This window comes from Streptomyces alanosinicus (genome assembly GCF_014650595.1).
GTDB lineage: Bacteria > Actinomycetota > Actinomycetes > Streptomycetales > Streptomycetaceae > Streptomyces > Streptomyces alanosinicus.
Map to the genome: position 1 here is coordinate 418422 of NZ_BMVG01000006.1, position 18981 is coordinate 437402.

General features: G+C 73.6%; 13 protein-coding genes. 7 read left to right on the forward strand and 6 right to left on the reverse strand.

Features of this window, described 5'->3' with window-relative positions:
- Positions 1-130: 130 nt before the first annotated feature.
- Complete coding sequence (locus IE277_RS17095; protein WP_189953239.1) at positions 131-1210, reverse strand: PucR family transcriptional regulator; 1080 nt, start codon at positions 1208-1210, stop codon at positions 131-133.
- 312 nt (positions 1211-1522) lie between these two features.
- Here IE277_RS17095 and IE277_RS17100 point away from each other — a divergent pair, with 312 nt between their 5' ends.
- Both IE277_RS17100 and IE277_RS17105 read left to right on the forward strand, forming a co-directional pair.
- Positions 1523-3952 carry a flotillin family protein gene (locus tag IE277_RS17100; RefSeq protein ID WP_189953241.1) on the forward strand — a complete coding sequence of 810 codons (2430 nt, stop codon included), beginning with the start codon at positions 1523-1525 and terminating at the stop codon, positions 3950-3952.
- Between the two features lie 84 nt (positions 3953-4036).
- Entirely contained in the window at positions 4037-8956 is a 4920-nt protein-coding gene (locus tag IE277_RS17105) for a DNA repair ATPase (RefSeq protein ID WP_229881635.1), read from the forward strand.
- Positions 8957-8968: 12 nt separating this feature from the next.
- Here IE277_RS17105 and IE277_RS17110 read toward each other — a convergent pair whose 3' ends face one another.
- From IE277_RS17110 to IE277_RS17120, 3 genes are all read right to left on the reverse strand, one after another.
- Complete coding sequence (locus IE277_RS17110; RefSeq protein ID WP_189953243.1) at positions 8969-9340, reverse strand: hypothetical protein; 372 nt, start codon at positions 9338-9340, stop codon at positions 8969-8971.
- A gap of 53 nt (positions 9341-9393) precedes the next feature.
- On the reverse strand, positions 9394-9900 hold the full coding sequence (locus tag IE277_RS17115; protein ID WP_189953244.1) for a hypothetical protein: 507 nt from the start codon (positions 9898-9900) through the stop codon (positions 9394-9396).
- A gap of 189 nt (positions 9901-10089) precedes the next feature.
- Positions 10090-11091 (reverse strand): SCO2400 family protein, encoded by a 1002-nt coding sequence (locus IE277_RS17120; protein WP_189953245.1) that lies wholly within the window; start codon positions 11089-11091, stop codon positions 10090-10092.
- Positions 11092-11394: 303 nt separating this feature from the next.
- Between IE277_RS17120 and IE277_RS17125 the strand changes: the two genes are divergently transcribed.
- The 3 genes from IE277_RS17125 (at position 11395) to IE277_RS17135 (ending at position 14405) form a co-directional block, all read left to right on the forward strand.
- Positions 11395-12168, forward strand: a complete 774-nt coding sequence (locus IE277_RS17125) for a VOC family protein (protein WP_189953246.1) — start codon at positions 11395-11397, stop codon at positions 12166-12168.
- A 142-nt stretch (positions 12169-12310) separates the two neighbouring features.
- Positions 12311-13066 (forward strand): GntR family transcriptional regulator, encoded by a 756-nt coding sequence (locus IE277_RS17130; protein WP_189953247.1) that lies wholly within the window; start codon positions 12311-12313, stop codon positions 13064-13066.
- Between the two features lie 4 nt (positions 13067-13070).
- Complete coding sequence (locus tag IE277_RS17135; RefSeq protein ID WP_229881637.1) at positions 13071-14405, forward strand: MFS transporter; 1335 nt, start codon at positions 13071-13073, stop codon at positions 14403-14405.
- A 3-nt stretch (positions 14406-14408) separates the two neighbouring features.
- On the opposite strand, the gene IE277_RS17140 is transcribed toward IE277_RS17135, so the two are convergent.
- Positions 14409-15176, reverse strand: a complete 768-nt coding sequence (locus IE277_RS17140) for a hypothetical protein (RefSeq protein ID WP_189953248.1) — start codon at positions 15174-15176, stop codon at positions 14409-14411.
- A gap of 199 nt (positions 15177-15375) precedes the next feature.
- On the opposite strand from IE277_RS17140, the gene IE277_RS17145 reads away from it, so the two are divergent.
- Together IE277_RS17145 and IE277_RS17150 are read left to right on the forward strand one after the other, a co-directional pair.
- Positions 15376-15975: a 3'-5' exonuclease gene (locus IE277_RS17145; RefSeq protein ID WP_189953249.1), complete on the forward strand. Its 600-nt coding sequence runs from the start codon at positions 15376-15378 to the stop codon at positions 15973-15975.
- Positions 15976-16128: 153 nt separating this feature from the next.
- Positions 16129-18180, forward strand: coding sequence for a cell wall-binding repeat-containing protein (locus tag IE277_RS17150; RefSeq protein ID WP_189953251.1), 2052 nt, complete (start codon positions 16129-16131; stop codon positions 18178-18180).
- A gap of 236 nt (positions 18181-18416) precedes the next feature.
- Here the strand turns inward: IE277_RS17150 and IE277_RS17155 are convergent, their stop codons facing one another.
- Positions 18417-18905, reverse strand: coding sequence for a transposase (locus tag IE277_RS17155; protein WP_189953253.1), 489 nt, complete (start codon positions 18903-18905; stop codon positions 18417-18419).
- Positions 18906-18981: the final 76 nt, after the last annotated feature.

Here is an 18981-nt window from a genome sequence, read left to right on the forward strand (position 1 = left end):
GACCGATGAGCGCACGTACGACGTCGGTGACCCTGCTCAGTTGCCCGACTCCTTGACATGGCCACCCTGCCGCTGCCCCCGCTGCCGCGACCGCGCGTCGAGTGGTTCGCCCCGCAGCGCGCCGTAACGCTCACAACGGGCGGTTCGGCCAGTTCAGGAGGCGGGCGCCGATGGTGGCGGTTTGGAGCATGTAGCGGTGGGCCGGGTCGGTCGGGTCCGCGTCGGTGAGTTTGTGGATGCGTTCCAGGCGGTAGGTGAGCGCGCGGACGCTGAGGGAGAGCCGGCGGGCGGCCTCCGCGGCCACACAGCCGGAGTCGAAGTAGGCGACGAGGGTGTCCAGGAGCGGGCCGGCGCCGCCGCGGGCCGCGGTGAGGGGGCCGAGGGTGTGGGAGACCAGGTCGACCAGGGCCTGCCGGTCCCGGGCCAGTACGGGGTAGACCAGCAGGTCGGCGGCGCGCAGTACCGTTCCGGGCAGGTCGAGACGGGCCGCCATCTCCAGTGCGGCGAGTGCCTCCTCGTACGACTGTACGACCCCGCCCGCGCCGTGCTGGGCGCGGCCGATGGCCACCCGGCCGCCGTCCGTCGCGGCGTGCGCCTGCTTGGCGAAGTGGAGGAGGATCTCGTCCTCGTCGCCGGGCGCGATGCACAGCAGCCGGCCGTTCTTGGTGGTGAGCAGGATGCTGCGGGAGTCGAAGCGGCCGAGTACGGCGGCCTCGACGCGGCGGGCGACCGGGCCGCCCTCGGCGTAGGCGGACGGGCCCTCGGCGACGGCCACCGCGTACGCCCGGGAGAGCAGCAGGCCGAAGCGTTCCGCGTGCTCGGCGAGCCGGCCCAGGTCGCTGCGGCCGTAGAGCAGATCGTCGATGAACTCCCGGCGCGCGGCCTCCTCGCGGCGTACGGCCAGTCGCTGTGCGCGTTCATAGCCCTCGGCGAACGCGTCGATCGCCTGCTCCACGGCGGCCAGTGTGGCCAGGCTGCTCTCGGCCGAGTCGCTCGCCGCGGGCCAGGCGCCACGGGTGGCGGCCAGATGGGCGACGACCAGCGCGCGCAGCCCATGCCCGGCGTCGGCGGCCTGCTCGCCAAGCGTCCGCCGTACCTTCAGTTCCTCCCTGGTCAGCCGCCGGCCGGTGGCCGCGACCTCCGTCAATGTCCGGGTGAAACCGGCCAGATAGTGCTCGGGCAGGGCACGTCTGTCGTGCTGATCCCCCATACCGGTCCTGCTCCCCCGTGTACTTCCCCGTGTACGACGCCGTGTACGTCGTCGTGTACTGCGCCGTGATCTTGACGCACCGGTGACGAATTCTTAGCGCGTATCCGGCACATAGACCCTAGTGAACATTGCCGGAAACCGGCAATGCGCGGGCGCGGGCCCCTGCCGCACCATCCTCTGCGGGGAGCACTACGGGGGGTCGCGGTGCCGGGCACCGGCAGACAGCCGGCGGGGACAACCTGGTACGGGGGGTCCGGCACCGCGGCCTCGGGGGGCTCCGTACCCGTCGTCTGACGCAAGGACGTGTGTGTCATGGAAGTCCTCGGCGTGCTCGTCGCCGCCTGTCTCGTCGTCGTAGTGCTGGCGCTGCTCGGGTTCTCGCGGCTGTACCGCAAGGTGGACCAGAGCCAGGCCCTGATCGTGTCGAAGACCCGCCGGGTCGACGTCTCCTTCACCGGGCAGGTCGTCCTGCCGATCCTGCACAAGGCCGAGGTGATGGACATCTCGGTGAAGACGATCGAGATCAGCCGGGCCGGCCGGGACGGGCTGATCTGCCGGGACAACATCCGCGCCGACATCCGGATCCTGTTCTTCGTGAAGGTCAACAAGACCGTCGAGGACGTCATCAAGGTCGCCCAGTCCGTGGGCACCGAGCGCGCCAGCCACCAGGACACCCTCCAGGAGCTGTTCCATGCGAAGTTCTCCGAGGCGCTGAAGACGGTCGGCAAGCAGCTGGACTTCACCGACCTCTACACCAAGCGTGAGGAACTCCGGTACCACGTCATCGAGTTGATCGGGGTGGACCTCAACGGCTACCACCTCGAAGACGCCGCGATCGACTATCTGGAGCAGACCCCGCTCACCCAGCTCGACCCGGCCAACGTCCTCGACGCGCAGGGCATCCGGAAGATCACCGAGCTGACGGCCGTCGAGCACGTGCGCACCAACGAGGCCAAGCGCAGCGAGCAGATGGAGATCACCCGCCAGGACGTCGACGCCCGCGAGGCCATCCTGGAACTGGAGCGCCGGCAGGCGGACGCCGAGATCAAGAAGAAGCGGGAGATCGAGACCTCCCGCGCCCGCGAGGAGGCCGAGACCGCCCGCGTGGTGGAGGAGGAACGGCTGCGCGCCCAGGGCGCCTTCCTGCGCACCGAGGAACAGCTCGGCGTGCAGCGCGAGAACCAGGCCCGGGAGATCGCCGTCGCCGCGAAGAACCGTGAGCGGGTCATCGCCGTCGAGAACGAGCGCATCGAGAAGGACCGGCTGCTGGAGGTCATCGCCAGGGAGCGGGAGACGCAGCTGACGAAGATCTCCGCCGAGAAGGAGGTCGAGGCGGAGAAGCGGGAGATCGCCGAGGTCATCCGGGAGCGCGTCGCGGTGGACCGTACGGTCGCCGAACAGGAGGAGTCCATCAAGAAGCTGCGCGTGGTCGAGGAGGCGGAGCGCGAGCGGCAGACCCTCGTCATCGCCGCCGAGGCCGAGGCGCAGGAGAAGCTGGTCAAGGACATCAAGGCCGCCGAGGCCGCCGAACAGGCCGCCACGCACCGGGCGGCGGAGGAACTGACGCTGGCCGAGGCCCGGTTGAAGACCGCCGACCTCGACGCTCGCGCCAAACTGCGTCTCGCCGAGGGTGTCCAGGCGGAGGCCGCCGCGGAAGGGCTGGCCGCCGTCCAGGTCCGCGACAAGGAGGCCGAGGTCACCGTCAAGGCCGGCCGCGCGGAGGCGGAGGCCACCGAGGCCCGGCTGCGTGCCGAGGCCGAGGGCACCCAGGCCAAGGCCCTCGCCGAGGCGGAGGGCGCGCGGGCCAAGGGGCTCGCGGAGGCCGAGGGTGCGCGGGCGGCGGCGGAGGCCACCGAGGCGCGGTTGAAGGCCGAGGCGGAGGGTGCGCGGGCCAAGGGGCTCGCGGAGGCGGAATCCGCGAAGGCGAAGGGGCTCGCGGAGGCCGAGGGCGCACGGGCGGCGGCGGAGGCCACCACGGCCCGGCTCAAGGCGGAGGCCGAGGGCGCACGGGCCCGGGGGCTCGCGGAGGCCCAGGGCGCGCAGGCGGCGGCACAGGCCACCGAGGCACGGCTGAAGGCCGAGGCGGAGGGCGTGCGGGTCAAGGCGCTCGCCGAGGCCGAGGGGGCCAGGGCGATGGGCGCGGCCGAGGCGGAGGGGGCCAAGGCGAAGGCGCTCGCGGAGGCCACCGCCATCGGCGAGAAGCTGAAGGCCGAGGCCGAGGGTCTCACCGAGAAGGCCGCCGCGATGGCCGCACTCGACGAGGCCTCGCGCGGGCACGAGGAGTACCGGCTGCGGCTCGCGGCGGAGAAGGAGATCCGGCTGGCCGGCCTGGAGACGCAGCGGCAGGTCGCCGAGGCGCAGGCGAGCGTCCTCGCGACCGGGCTGGAGCACGCCGACATCGACATCGTCGGCGGGGAGAGCGTCTTCTTCGACCGGCTGGTGTCGGCGGTCTCGCTCGGCAAGGGCGTGGACGGTTTCGTCGACAACTCCCGCACCGCTCAGGCCCTGGCCAGGCCGTGGCTGGACGGGTCGGGCAGCTTCACGGAGGATCTGGGCAGGATCCTCGGGTCGGTCGGTACGGCGGATGTCCAGCATCTGACGGTGTCGGCGCTGCTGCTGAAGCTGATGCGGTCCGGAGGTGCCGAGGCCGCCGGATTCCAGCAACTCCTCGACCGTGCGGGCGAACTGGGCCTCGCGGACACGCCGCTCACGGCCCTGAACGGGAACGGCGCGCGGAACTGACGCGGGGCGCAGCTAGGTGATGGGCGGGACCGCAACCCCCCAGGGGCGCGGGGAACTGCGCGACCAGCCGCCATGCACCCGCACATGACCACGAAGGGAACCATCCCCATGGCCACCGTCGACGCCGGTACCTACGAGGTCCTCCGTGACCGGCTCGCCGCACACGCCGCCGAGCTCGCCCGGAGGGCCACCGCGCTGAACGCCCGCCGGACCGAGGAGTTCGGCTCGGCGCGGCTGGACCTCGTGGCCACCGCCCGCCTCAGCACCGGACACCCCTGCACCCCGAGCGACATCGTGGCCGTAGGAGACGCTCTCCTCTTCGGCGCAACCGGCGCAACCGGCGGAGCACATGGCGCAACCGGCGGAGCAGATCGCGGAGCAGACACGGCCGACGTACTCACGCTCTACCGCCGCGACGGCGAGCCGCTGCCCGCGGACGCCGTCCCCGGACTCCTCGACGACCCGGCCTTCGTACGGGAGTTCACCGCCTTGCACCGCTACTACCGGCAGGCCCGGCTGCTGCGGCTGCGCCGGGTCGACGGCCGGCTGCTGGCGGTGTTCCGCACCGGCGAGAAGGCCGACGACGTCCGCGTCCTGCGCTGGAGCGTCGCCGACGACGGCCGGCTGGCGTTCCTGGACGCGCGCGGCGACCGCGACGACGTCTTCCCGCCCGGCCAGGACGTCAGCTGGACGGAGACCACCCGCGAGGACCACGTCCTCGGCCGCGACCCGTACGTCGCCGTACCCGGCGGGCTCGGTGTGAGCACCGTCGGCGGCTCCCTCACCGTGCGCACCCCGGACGGGGAGCCGCTGTACACCGAGCCGGTGCAGGAGCCGCTGCAGTCCCTCGCGGACGCGGCGGTCGGGCACGCGCGCGTCGGCGCGCTGGTCCTGCTGCGGGTACGGCCGTACAAGGAGGACGCCGACCGCTACCTGGTGTTCGACACGCTGACCCGGGCCGTGGTGCGGCTGGACGGGATCGGGCAGGCCTGCCGGCGGCTGCCCGAGGAGCAGGGGATCGTCTTCCCCGGCGGCTACTGCCTGGCCGGCGGCGGCCACAAGGTGTACGAACTCGACGTCACCGGGCTGGAGTTCGAGCGGGAGCTGCGCGCGCCGAACGGCGAGGACGTGCTGTACGCCTTCCGGTCCCGGTCCCCTTCCCCGTCCCCCTCCCGGTCCGAGGGCCGCACGCTGCTGCTGTCGTACAACACGCTGCGCAAGGAGGTCGCGAACCCGCTGCCGTGCCGGGGCTGGGCGCTGTTCGAGGACGGCGCGCTCGCCGTGCTGCGCGACGGCGGTGACGAGCCCGCGCACACCCATCCGCTCCAGTGGTGGACCTCGCCGTACGTCTCGGACACCCAGGCGGCCGCCCTGCGCACGGGCACCGGACCGCTCGCCCGGGTCGGCAACGCGGACCTGGTGCGCGGGCTCGCCGACTGTCTGTCCGTGGCCCGGCTGGTCACCGACGGCATCGAGAGCGGCGAGGGCTACCGGGCGCTGGTCGCGGCCTGTGTGCGCGCCGCCGACACCAACCACTGGTTCGCCGACCCCGAACTGGGCGATCTGGCAAGCCCGTTGGGTGAACTGCGGGGCACCGCCGAGCAGGTGCTGGGCGAGTTCGAGACCGTACGGGAACTGACCCGGCAGGCCGCCGACGCCCTCGACGAGGCCGCCGAGCGGATCGCCGCCGTGGTGCGCCGGCTGCGCGGCGAGGCCCCGCGCGAGGCCGCCGCCTGGGTGCGCGGACTGACCGAACTCCGGCATGCGCACGGGCACATGCTCACGCTGCGCGAGCTGCGGTACGTCGATGCGGTCCGGCTCCGGGAACTGGCCGACGGCGCCGAGGCCGACCTCGCGGCCTTCGGGCGGCGCGCGGTGACGTTCCTGGCCCGCGAGGACGCCTTCAGCGGCCCGCGGGAGGAGGTCGAGCGGCTGGTCGGCGAGGCGGCGGCCGTGGAGACCGTCGCGGGCGCCGCGCCCGTCACGGCCCGGCTGGACGAGCTGGCCGACGGGCTGCGCACGGTCACCGAGGTCGTGACCGGCCTCGACATCGCCGACGCCACGGTCCGTACGGCCGTGCTGGAGCGGATCGCCGAGGTGCTGGGCGGCGTCAACCGGGCCCGCGCGACCCTCGACGGCCGCCGCCGTGCGCTGCGGGACAGCGAGGGGCGGGCCGAGTTCGCCGCCGAGACCGCGCTGCTCGCCCAGGCCGTCACCGCCGCGCTCGCCGCGTCCGGCACCCCCGAGGAGTGCGATGACCAACTCGCCGCCGTCCTCGGCAGGTTGGAGGACCTGGACGGCAGGTTCGCCGAGTTCGACGACTTCCTCGCCGAACTCGACGGCCGGCGCACCGAGATCTACGAGGCGTTCACCGCCCGCAAGCAGTCCCTCGCCGACACCCGCGCCCGCCGCGCCGAACAGCTCGCCGTCTCCGCCGGGCGCATGCTGGAGACCGTCGGCCGGCGCGCGGCCACACTCGCCGACACCGACGCGGTCACCACGTACTTCGCCTCCGACCCGCTGGTCGCCAAGGTCCGCCGCGGCGCCGACGAGCTGCGCGCGCTCGGCGACAGTGTGCGCGCCGAGGAGCTCGACGGCCGGCTGAAGTCCGCCCGCCAGGAGGCGGACCGCGCCCTGCGTGACCGCGCCGACCTGTACGCCGACGCCGGCCGCACCCTGCTGCTCGGCGGCCACCGCTTCGCGGTCAACACCCAGCCGCTCGACCTCACCCTCGTCCCGTACGGCGACACCCTGGCCTTCGCGGTGACCGGCACCGACTACCGCCACCCGGTGACGGACCCCGGTTTCGTCGGGACCCGCCCGTACTGGGACCGCCCGCTGCCCTCGGAGTCCCCCGAGGTCTATCGCGCCGAGCACCTCGCCGCCCGGCTGCTCGCCGAGCACGGCCCGGCCGCCCTCGCCGCCGCCGACGACCTGCCGGGCCTGGTCCGCCGGACGGCCGAGGAGTCGTACGACGAGGGCTACGAGCGCGGCGTCCACGACCATGACGCGACCGTCGTGCTGCACGCCCTGCTGCCCCTGTACGAGGGCGCCGGAACCCTGCGCCACGAGCCCGCCGCCCGCGCCGCCGCCCAGCTGTTCTGGGCGCACGGCACGACGGACGAGGACCGTACGGTGTGGCGGCGGCGGGCGGTGTCGCTGGCCCGCGCCCGTGACGCCTTCGGTGCGGTGCCGGCCATCGGGGAGCTGGAGGGGGAGCTGGCGGCCGCGATCGAGGCCTTCGATCCACGGGCGGGCGGTGCGCCGGCCGCCGCGTACCTCTTCGAGGAGCTGACCGGCGGCCCGGACGGCTTCGTCCTCGGTGTCACGGCACGCACGCTGCTGGAGAAGTTCCGCCAGGCGGAGGGCGGTTACGGCGGCGAACTGGCGGAGCTGACCGGGTCGGCCGGCCTGGCGGAGCTGACCGGGCCGGCCGGGCTGGCCGCGCGCCGGCAGGTGGTGCACGCCTGGCTCGGCGCGTACGCGGCGGCCACCGGCGCCGAGGCCGGACCGGGCGAGCTGGCCGAGGCGGTCGCCGCCGAACTCTGCCCCGGCCTGCCCCGCTACGACGGCGACGCCCCCCTCACCGCGACCGCCGCCGGCCTCCTGGGCGCGCACCCACGCCTGTCCGGCGGCGAACTGCCTCTGCGCATCGACGAGTTCCTCGCCCGCACGACCCGCTTCGCCGCCGAGGACGTACCGGCCTTCCGCGCCTACCAGCGCCGCCGTACGGCCCTGGTGGCCGCCGAACGCGACCGGCTCCGGCTGGACGACCACCGCCCCCGGGTGATGCCGGCGTTCGTCCGGGGCCGCCTCGTCGACGAGGTGTACCTCCCCCTGATCGGCGACAGCCTGGCCCGCCAGCTCGGCACGACCGGCGAGTCGAAGCGCACCGACACCGGCGGGCTGCTCCTGCTGATCTCGCCGCCCGGCTACGGCAAGACGACCCTGATGGAGTACGTCGCCGACCGGCTCGGTCTGATGCTGGTCAAGGTCAGCGGCCCCGCGCTCGGCCACACCGTGACCTCGCTGGACCCGGCCGACGCCCCGAACGCCACCGCCCGCCGCGAGATCGAGAAGATCAACTTCGCGCTGGCCGCCGGCAACAACACACTCCTCTATCTGGACGACATCCAGCACACCTCGCCCGAGCTGCTGCAGAAGTTCATCCCGCTGTGCGACGCCACCCGGCGGGTGGACGGCGTGTGGGACGGCGAGCCCCGCACCTACGACCTGCGCGGCAAGCGGTTCGCGGTGTGCATGGCCGGCAACCCCTACACCGAGTCCGGCGAGCGCTTCCGCCTCCCCGACATGCTCGCCAACCGGGCCGACGTGCGCAACCTCGGCGACGTCCTCACCGGCAAGGACGACGTCTTCGCGGTCAGCTTCGTCGAGAACGCCCTCACCGCCAACCCGGTCCTCGCCCCGCTCGCCGCCCGTGACCGCGCCGACCTGGACCTGCTGGTCCGCCTGGCCGCCGCCGACCCCACGGCCCACGCCGACCGCCTCACCCACCCGATGCCCTCGGCCGAACTTGCCCGCGTGGTGGCGCTGTTGACCCATCTCCTCTCCGTCCGCGACACGGTCCTGCGGGTCAACACGGCCTACATCGCCTCCGCCGCCCAGTCGGAGGCCGCCCGCGCCGAGCCCCCCTTCCGGCTCCAGGGCTCCTACCGGGACATGAACAAGATCGCGCAGCGGCTGCGGCCGGTCATGAACGCCGCCGAACGCGAGGCCGTCGTCGACGACCACTACACGGCCGAGGCCCAGACCCTCGCCACGGGCGCCGAGGCCAACCTGTTGAAACTGGCCGAGCTGCGGGGCGAGTTGAGCGAGGAGCAGTCCGCGCGCTGGTCCGACGTGAAGTCCGCGTATGTGCGCTCCCGCACGCTCGGCGGCCCCGAGGGGGACCCCCTGGTCCGCGCGGTGGCCGCCCTGGGCCTGCTGGCGGACCGGGTGGCGGCGGTGGAGTCGGCGATCAGCCGGAGGCGGGGTGGCGAATAGGCAGAGGGCCGCTCAGTAGATGAGGGTCGCGCCTTTCCAGCTGTGCTGCAGCCAGGCCAGGGTGGCGGCCCAGACCGCGAGGGCGCCGAGCAGTGCGCCGGTCGCCGCCCAGACGCCGGGGCGGCGGCGCAGGAAGGATCCGCCGATGCCGCCGAGCACGGCGCCGACGGAGGGGAGGCCGATCAGAAGCAGGGCCCCGTGCAGCAGTGTCTCCGCGTCGGACCGGCCGCCACGGCAGCCGGTCGGGCGGAAGCACTCCTGGGAGTCGTGGGCGAGGTAGTACAGGCCGTAGACGAGGGGCAGCAGCAGGAACGCGGTCGTCACCAGCAGGGCGACGACCGGTCCGCGGTCCGGCGCTGCCGGTGGTGTGGAGGACGTGGTCACGGGCGCCATCGTGGCCGCCCGTCGCACCCCGGCACATCCGCTGTCGTACTCAGTCAGCAGCCGGTATCAGGGACCACCGGGACGAAGTCCAGGCGGGCGTGGTCGCCGGCGGCCTGGGCGCGGTCGTAGTCGACCTGGTCGACGCGGTACCAGACGTCGTTCCGCTTCCGGTCACCGTCGACGGCGTCCAGGCGGACGCACCAGCGCTCCGGGCGCAGCTCCTTGCGGTACGTCTCGGTGCCGCTGCGCACCGTGCGGCAGTTCTGGTAGTGCTCGCTGGTGTACCAGGTGCGGGTGTGGCGGTGGCTGCCGGAGCCCGTGCGCGAGGTGTGGCGGACCTGGCGGGTGCCCGGCGTGCACGTCCGGACCAGGTGCGGCCGGGTGGCCCGGGTGGTCGTGCGGGTGATGTGGCTGACCGTGTCCTTGATGCCGTGGACGGGGCTCGGGCTCGGCGAGGGCGACGCGGCGTCGCCTCCGTGGCCGCCGCACGCGGCGAGCGCGCCCAGCAGGACGGCAACTCCGGCCGTAACTCCGGCCGCCTTCAGTCGATTTGCGAACATGTGTATCTCCCCCGGTTGTCGGACGCGTAGCGTAACCGATCAATGAGGGGCCGGGTCGCCCTGGTCCACAGAGGGGCCGGCCCCACGCGGCTCAGCTGTCCGCCCGGCCGCGCAGGGTCGCCGAGTCGCGGTCGCGAAGACGGTGAACGACCGTGCGGGACCGGACGGGCCAACGGAACCGTATGCCGGTCAACCGATGCAGAGCAGGACCAGGCAGAGCTGGGACGACGACGTCGACGAGGGCGAAGAGGGGTCCGAGGCGGACGGGGCGGAGCCGCTGCCGGTGCTGCTGCCGGTGCCCGTGCCGGTGCCCGTGTTGGTGGAGCCGGTTCCGGTGGACGGCGTCGGCCGGGGCGTCGTACCGGAGCGCGACGAGGGCGTGGTGCCGCGCGGCTGTGTGGCCGGTGCGGTGGAGGTGGTCGGGTGGGCCGGCAGGGGCGCGGAGTGCGTGCGGGGGGCCGACGGTGCCGTGTGCGGTGCCGTGGCGAGGGTCTGCTGATGGGGGACGTTGGCCGTGGGCATGGCCGACGCCGGTGCGGCGGGCGTGTGCCGGTGCTGTGCGGCGGCGGGTGTCGCGGGGGAGGCGGGTTGGCTGGGCGCGGCCGACGGGTCCTCGGTCAGGCCCATGGTGCGGTTGTCCGGCGCGCTGGCCGCCTGGGCCCGGTCGCCGGAGCCGCGCTCCAGCGAGGTGAGCGTCAGACCGCCGCCGACGAGCGCGACAGCGGTCGCCACGACGGCCCGGCGCTGGTTCTTCTTCCAGCGGGCCAGCTGCCGACGCCGCGCCGCGCGTCCCTGCGGGGCGGCCGGCGCGTCGGTGACATCAGCGACATCGGTGACATCAGTGCCATTGGCGGCATTGGCGGCATCCGTGCCGTCGGCGGGGGAGGCGTCCGTGGGCTGGGCGGGTGACGCGTCGGTGAACTCGGCGTGGGGGTCCCCGGCGTCGAACCAGCCGTCGGCGGCCTGCGCCTGTGCCTGCGTCTCTGTCTGCGCCTGCGGCGAGCCGTACCAGCCGCTGTGGTCGGTGGGCGGCGCCGGCGGTGCGGGCCGTAGGGGCGCGGTGAACAGCGACGACGGCTCGGGGCGGCTGCCGGGCGTGCCGGGCGGGGCGATGTCGGGGGCGTAGGCACCGCACCCGGGACAGACCAGGGCACCGTTGAGGTGCCGGCGGCACGAGGAGCAGTAGTCCATCTGCGGTCTTCCTGAGTCGACTGCGCCGTCGGCCCACCGGGGGCACGGCCTGGTCACGCTCGTACAGGGAATCGAGCGAGCAGTCACGCTAACGAGCCTTTCGAAAGGCTGTGTGCAGTCCGTGTGGCACTCCTGCACAGATTCGCCGAGGGCGGTTTTCCCCGGCCGGGTGAAACCCGTCGGGCGTCCGGTCGGGCGAGCCGTGTCCGGGGCTTGTCCGTCGGTGTCCGTGGGCATAGTGGCGGGCGGCTCCGTCGGCACCGTGCCGGGCGGCTGCGCACCGGACCGGCAGCAGGAGGACACATGCTCGGCACAGAGTTCCGCACCGGGTCGCCCAACTGGATCGACCTCGGCAGCCCCGACATCGAGGGGGCGGCCGTCTTCTACCGTGCCGTCTTCGGCTGGGAGTTCGTGTCCGCCGGCCCCGAGTCGGGCGGCTACGGCTACTTCCAGAAGGCCGGCGGTACGGTCGCCGGGCTCGGTCCGCTGACCGAGCGGGGCGCCCGGTCCGCCTGGATGACGTACTTCCGTACCGATGACGCCCGGGCCGTCGCGCGCGCGGTGACCGGCGCCGGCGGCAGGGTGCGCGCCGAGCCCGTGAGCCTGGGCCAGGCCACGTTCGCCCAGTTCACCGATCCGCAGGGCGCGCAGTTCGCCGTGCTCCAGTCCGCGCAGGGACTTCAGCGGGCGTCGGAGGACGACACCCTGGTCTGGGTGGAACTGCACATCGGCGACCCGCAGGCGGCCATCGGCTTCTACCGCGGGCTGTTCGGCTGGCGCGCCGAGGCGATGCAGGCACCGGGCATGACGTACCAGGTGCTCAGCATCGCGGAGGGCGACCAGCAGACGGGGGCCTTCGGCGGCGTGGCCCCGTTGCAGGACGCCCGGGAGGAGGCGCGCTGGGTGCCGTACTTCGCGGTGGCCGACACGGACGCGCTGGTCGCCGCGGTCGGCGACAACGGCGGCACGGTGCTGATGCCGGCGGCGAACGTCCCCGGCGTCGGCCGCATCGCCTGGCTGACCGACCCGGACCGGGCGGTGTTCGCCGTCCTCAAACCGGACCCGCGCCAGCCCTGACCCCGGACAGCCGCGTACGCAGCGCATTGCTGCTCCAGTAGCTCCGCGGCGGTGCAGTAGCTTGCGGATCCGTTCGGAACATCCGTCGGAACGTCCGTCGGAACAGCTATCCGTCGACCGCGAGCAACCGGAGTGTCCGCCCATGCCCCGACAGGCGCCGTATCTCGCCGTCGCCGACGCGTTGCGCACCCGGGTGCTCGCCGGGGAGTGGGAGGTCGGGACGCGGCTGCCGTCCCGGGCGCGGCTCGCCGAGGAGTACGGCGTCGGCCGCAATGTGCTGCAGCGGGCCGTGGACCGGCTGATCATCGAGGGCCTGCTCGAAGGACGCGCGGGCTCCGGCACCTACGTCCGTACGCCGCGCGAGCGCCTGCGGATGCTCCGCTCCTGGCATCGCGAGCACCGCGGCTCACGCGCCCTCGCCGGGCAGCCGGAGCGCGGCCGGGCCGGCGCCTGGGACGCCCACAGCCTGGTGCGCGTCCCCGCCCCCGAGGCGATCGCCGAGCGGCTCGCCATCAGCCCCGGGGACCCTTGCGTCAACACGCAGTACGAGTTCCTCGCCGACGGACTGCCCGTGCAGCTCTCCGACTCCTGGGAGCCGATGGCGCTCACGCGGGGGACGCCGGTCGTCCTGCCGGAGCGGGGTCCGCTCGGCGGCCAGGGCGTCGTGGAGCGGATGCGCGCGATCGGCGTGGCCGTGGAGACCGTCGTGGAGGTGCCCCGGCCCGCGCGGGCCGGCCGGGCCGAGGCGCATCTGCTCGGGATCGGCGTCGGGGACCTGGTGCTGCGGATCGAGCGGACGATCTACGCCGGCGACGGCCGGCCGGTGGAGACCGCCGACATCGTCATTCCGGACGTACGCCGTGAAGTGGTGTACGAGTTCGCCGTCGATGTGAGGTGACCACGTGCCCGGTCCCATCCGTACGTCCAGGCCCCGGCGGGCCCGGCTCGGGCGGCTGCGCGAGGCGGACCTCGGACTGCTGCGCGAGGCGGATTTCGGACTGCTGTTCGCGGCCACCGCACTCGGTCAACTGGGCGACCGCGTCGTCTTCCTGGCGCTGCCGCTGGCCGCCATCGCCGCCCTGCACGCCGACGCCTTCCAGGTCGGACTGCTGACCGCGCTGACCACGGCCGGTTCGCTGCTGGTGGGACTGCCGGCCGGGGCGTGGGTGGACCGCCTGCGCAAGCGGCCGGTGATGGTTTGCGCCGATGTGGTGCGGGCGACGGTGCTCGCGACGATACCGACGGCCTGGTGGGCGGGCCTGCTGTCGATCCGGTGGCTCTACGCGGTCGCGCTGGTCCACGGCGTGCTGACCGTCTTCTTCGATGTCGCGTACGTGAGTTTTCTGCCGCATCTGGTGGGGCGCGGGCGTCTGGTCGAGGGGAACGCGAAGCTGTCCGCCATCCGTTCGGTGACCAGCATCGCCGGACCGGCCGTCGCGGGTCCGCTGGCCGGCTGGGCCGGCGCCCCGGCGGCCCTGGTGGTGAGTTCGGCCGGGATGGCCCTGTCGGGGCTGCTCGCGAGCCGTATCCGGGTGAGGGAACAGCTGCCCGAAGAGTTGCCCAGAGAGCTGCCCGAGGCGCGTGGGCGACGACGCCCGCGGTTGCGGCAGGAGGTGACCGAGGGGCTGAAGTTCGTGCTCCGGGATCCCGTGCTGCGCGCGACCCTGTGCGGCGACGCGCTGTTCAACCTCTTCCTCGTCCTGTACCAGTCCATGCTGCTGGTCTTCCTGGAGCGGCAGGCGGGCCTCGGCCCCGGCGCCGTCGGTCTCGTCCTGTCGGGCATGGGCTGCGGTGCCCTGCTGGGCGCCCTGCTGGCGGCCCGCGTCGCCGAGCGGTTCGGAACGGGCCCGGTCATCTGGCTGGCGCCGCTTCTCACCTGCCCGCTGACCGCGCTGATGCCCGCCGCCCGCCCTGGCTGGAGCACCTGTGTCGCGGCGGTCGGCCTCGCCGCGCTCTCACTGGGCGGGGTGGTGCGGGTCGTGGCCCAGTCCAGCGTCCAGCAGGCCCGCACCCCGGACCGGCTGCTGGGCCGGATGAGCGCGACGGCCCGGTTCGTGACGTGGGGCGGGCTTCCGCTCGGCGGGGTCCTGGGCGGGGCCGCGGGGTCTGTGTTCGGGGCGGCGGCCACGCTGTGGATCGGCGCGGCCGGTATGACCTTGAGCTTCCTGCCGGCCTTTCTCTCGCCCCTGCGCACGCTGCGCACCGTGCGCGCGGCGGCGCCCGCCACGAAGGGGTAGGCGTCACGAACGGGTAGCCGTCACGACCGCGTGGGTGAGCCGTCCCCGGGTCTTGACCACGTTGCCGACGAGCTTGACCTTCGCCGGGTCGAACCGGCTGAACAGCAGCAGCGGATCGTTCGTGCGGCTGGGCGTGCGGAACGCGGCCGCCAGGTAGGCCCGGACGTCCTGCTGACGCGGATTCATCAGCGCCATCGCCTTCGCCGGCCGCTCGCCGCGCAGCACACCGGCGTCCAGGTCGGACGGGACGAGGAAGTCCCGGCTCCGCGCGAGCGCCCGCGCGACCTGCGCCTTGCTCATCCAGCCGGTCGCCCGCGCGGCGGGCATCCCGATGCCCGCCGGGCCGTCGGCCCAGCGAGCCGCCGGCGATCCCCTGAACGGCTGCTCCAGCGTGGGCTGTTGAGACGCGGGAGCGGTCGGCGGGGGCTGGTCCGGGCGCTTGGACTCCGCGGCGAGCGGCCTGCCGGCGTCGTCCCCGTCCCCGCCCGAGCCGCCGAACCATCCGGTCACCCGCCCGGGATCCAGCGCCACGACGAGCAGACCGGCCGCGACCAGCAGACCGACCACATAGCGGGCCTTGCCCGCGCGCCGCCGGGGCGGTTCATGGCCGCGCCACGTGTCCGGCGGGCCGGGCTCCTCGCGCAGCGGCCCCGTCACCGACCGGGCCCGCGCCGACGGCTCCTCGGGCGCGTCCCCGCTCCCGGCCTCGGCCTCCCGTACGAAGCGTTCCCACTCCTCGTCCGATTTGGACGACTCCCCATCCCTGCCCACGACGAACTCCCCGCCCCTTCTCCGTGCTCCGTCACCCGGCCGGTTCCTCCCCGGAGCCGCCGCCGGCGCCATGCGCGAGGCGTCATCACACACCCGTACGACACCCGGGGCCCCGTGTTCCGCGGCTGAGCGGACAAGCGGACAAGGCGTGGCGAGGTAGCCTGGCCGCGACCCGTGTGAGCCCCCAGGGAGATCAGCTGTGCCCACGTTCGTTCTGTTCGACCTTGAATTCACGTCGTGGCCGGGGGCGCTGGAGCAGGACTGGGGTGCGCCGGGGCAGTTGCGCGAGATCGTGCAGATCGGTGCGCTGCGCCTGCGTGAGGACTTCTCCGTCGTGGCGGAGTACGAGGCGCTGGTCAGGCCCGTGGTCAATCCCCGACTGGACGCGTATTTCACCGAGTTGACCGGCATCGACCAGGAGACGGTGGACCGCGAGGGGCGCCCCGCGGCGGAGGCGCTCGGTGACTTCCTGGGCTTCTGCCGGGGGGAGTCGGTGTTCTCGTACGGCAACGACATGGTCGTGCTCGGGGAGAACGTGGGCTGGGCGCGGGCCCGCGGGGAAGAGGTCGAGCACGGTTTCCTCGACGCCTCCTTCCTGAACGTCCGGCCCTGGCTGAACGCGGTCGCGCCCGAGACGCGCACCGCCAATGTCGGCCGGCTGTGGCAGGTACTGGGGCTGCCCAGGCCCGGGGCCGGCGCCGAGCACTCGGCCGTCTTCGACTGCCGTTCCTTCGCCGCGGCCCTGGAGCACCTCCATGGCAAGGGGGCCGTCCTGCCCGCCCCACCGTTTGTTCACTGACTGTTCGAACGCGCTTTCCGGTGTCCCCCGAGCGGCATCACATACCGTCCTGCTTCCGGCGAGTGATCGCCGCTACCTGGAGCACCGCGCGCCCTTCGCACGCGCGCGCTGTGGCAGGCACTCGATCTGGGGGGACTCTCGTTGAGATCTCGCATGCGCCGCCCTCTCGCGGCGCTCACCTCGGCCGCCTCACTGGCGGCCGGTCTGCTCGGTGCCGCGGCACCGGGCGCACAGGCCGCCACGGAGACGGATGACGTCACGGCCGGTCAGATCAGTCTGTACGGCGGTTCCACGGGGATCGAGACCGTCAACGCGGACGGCACGGGGCTGCGTCCGGTCTCCGGCATCCCGAACTCCGGGCACGCCCCGAACTGGTCGCCGGACGGCAGCAGGGTGGTGGCCGGGGGGAGCCGGCTGGCCACCGGCCGGGTCACCGGCGGCGCCTCCGTCGTCACCCTGCCCTGGGCCACCAAGGTGCGCTCCAGCGCGTCGTACGACGACCCGGCCTACTGGCTGGACGGCCGGTACGTGGTCTTCAGCACGGCCGGCCAGCTCGTCTACGGGCCCTCGGACGGCGCGTGGGCGCCCGAGCCGCTGCTGACGAACGCCCAGGAGCCGTCGACGGTCTGCGACGAGCACCCGACGGCGAGCCCGGCCGGCACGCTGGCCTTCGAACGGCGGCACGACGGCGGCTGCTCCGACAGCCAGGGCATCTGGACATACAACCCGGCCACCAAGGCGCTGAAGAACATCATCGCGTCCGGTTCCTCGCCGGTGTTCTCGGCGGACGGCGGCAAGCTGGCCTTCACACATGAAGTGGCGGGCTGGACCCAGCTGTTCACGGCGAACGCGGACGGCAACGGCGTCCAGCAGGTCACCACCGACGCCTCCGACCATCTGTCGCCGGCCTGGGACCCGGCCGGCGGACGGCTCGCCTACGAGGCGCACACCTCGCACGCCGGCGACTCCGACGACGTACAGACGGTGCGGCTGCTGAACCTGGCGGGCGGCACGACGGCGCAGGTCACCGGCGCGGGCCAGGGCGCCAGGCCCGCCTGGCAGCCGCTGCGCAAGAACACCCTGGTCCGGGTCTACGGCACCGGCTCCACCGGCATCGACGCGGCCGCGTCCCGCTGGACGTTCGACACCCAGGGCGGCACGCACGTCCCCGGCCTGCTCACCGCCAGGTCCGCGGTGCTGGTCAACAAGGCCAACGCCACCTACTCGGCCCCCGCGATCGCGCTGGCCGCCGAGAAGCAGGGCCCGGTCCTGCTGACCTCCGGCAGCGGTCTTGACCCCGCCGCGGCCAAGGAGCTCAAGCGCTCCCTGCCGAGGGGCGGAACCGTCTACCTGAACGGCGGCACCCGCATCCTCGGCGCCAAGGTGGCGAGCCAGGTGCAGGCGCTCGGCTACAAGCCGCTGCGCCTGGACGCCCCCGACCTGTCCGCGCTGTCGGTCCGCGTCGCCCGGCAGATCAGCGCGGCCCCGAGCTGGATCTTCGTCGCCGACGGCAGCGAGTACCACGACCCGATCGCCGCCGCCGCGGCCGCCGGCGCGCTCGGCTACCGCGGCACCGGCGTGGTCCTGCTGACCAACGGCAGGACCGTCCCCGCCCCGGTCAAGAACTACCTCAACGCCCTGGACCCGAAGGCCACGCGCCTGGTGACGGTCGGCTACAACGCCACCCAGGCGCTGGAGCACGTCGTCCTGGACAAGGTCTGGAACTTCTGGAGCATCGGCGGCAAGGCCCATGAGGACGTCGCCGCCAACCTGGCCCGGTTCTGGTGGACCGCACCGACCCAGGCCATGGTGGAGGACACCTGGACCTGGCAGAACGCGGTCGCGGGCGGCGCCGCGACCGCCACGTACGGCCCGATGCTGTGGTCCGGCGAGTCCACGCTCTCCGCGCCGGCCTCGTCCTACCTGAGCCAGGAGGCCGCCAGCATCTGGATCGTGCAGACCTTCGGCGGCAACGCCTCGTACCCGCCGGCCAACCGCACCGCCATCGCCTCGGCGATCGCCGCGAACAGCTCCTGGACGACCACCCACTGGGCGGCCGACGGCGACCTTCCGGCGACGGCGTCCGGCGCCCGCTCCTTCGCCGCCACCGTCGCCGGCGTCACCGGCACCGCCCACCCGACGGCCGACCCGTCCGCGGCACCCGCACCGCACCTGCCGACCCCGGACGCGCACAGCGCCCGATAAGGCCTGCGGTACCGCACACAGGCCCGGTGGTCCGCCGTTCTCCCCGGCGACCCACCGGGCCTTCCCGTGGCGCCCGCGGGCTAGGCCCTGTCCGGCGGATCCTGTCGCGGACGCGGGGGGCGGTGCGCCCATCTGCTGCGTTGTCGTCGGTCGCCGACGCTCGGCTGCGCTTGCGCGGGGGCACCCCCACCGTCGACTCCCTCCTCCGCCTTGCCGCTGGACGCACCGCCCCCCGCTCACCTGCGCCGATGAGGCGCCGTCACTTTCCCGCGACCTGATCCGCCGGACCGGCCCTGGAAGGCCGATGAAGATCTTGGAATAGCGGTCAGATTCCAGGAGCCGCTTTGGTGGTCGAGGTCGAGGTCGATGAGCCGGCGGAGGTTGAGGGCGGCGGCCCGGTTGTGGATCCAGCGTTCGCCTTTGACGACGCCGCGGCAGGGTATGCGGCGATTGCCGTGGGCGACGAGCCAGGCGATGACCCGTTCGACCACTGGCCGCCAACGCCGATACTCAGCCTGCCATTGTGGGTCGATTGCTTGTTCCCGGGCTGCGGCTTGCAGATCGTGGTGCGGGCGCCAGGTGACGACCCGGCCTCGTTTTGACGCGGTGCATCGGGCCTTGAGTGGGCAATCGGTGCAGTGCTGGACGCTGAACCAGGCTTTGCGCCGGCGGTGTCGGCCGACGGGTGGCCCGAGCGGGGTGGTGCATCCTGCGGGACAGGTCACCCACCAAAAACGTGAGGAGCTTGCACGCCGAACCGTCTGGCCCGGTGCGGCGGTGGCCGTCAGTGGTGTTCGGCGG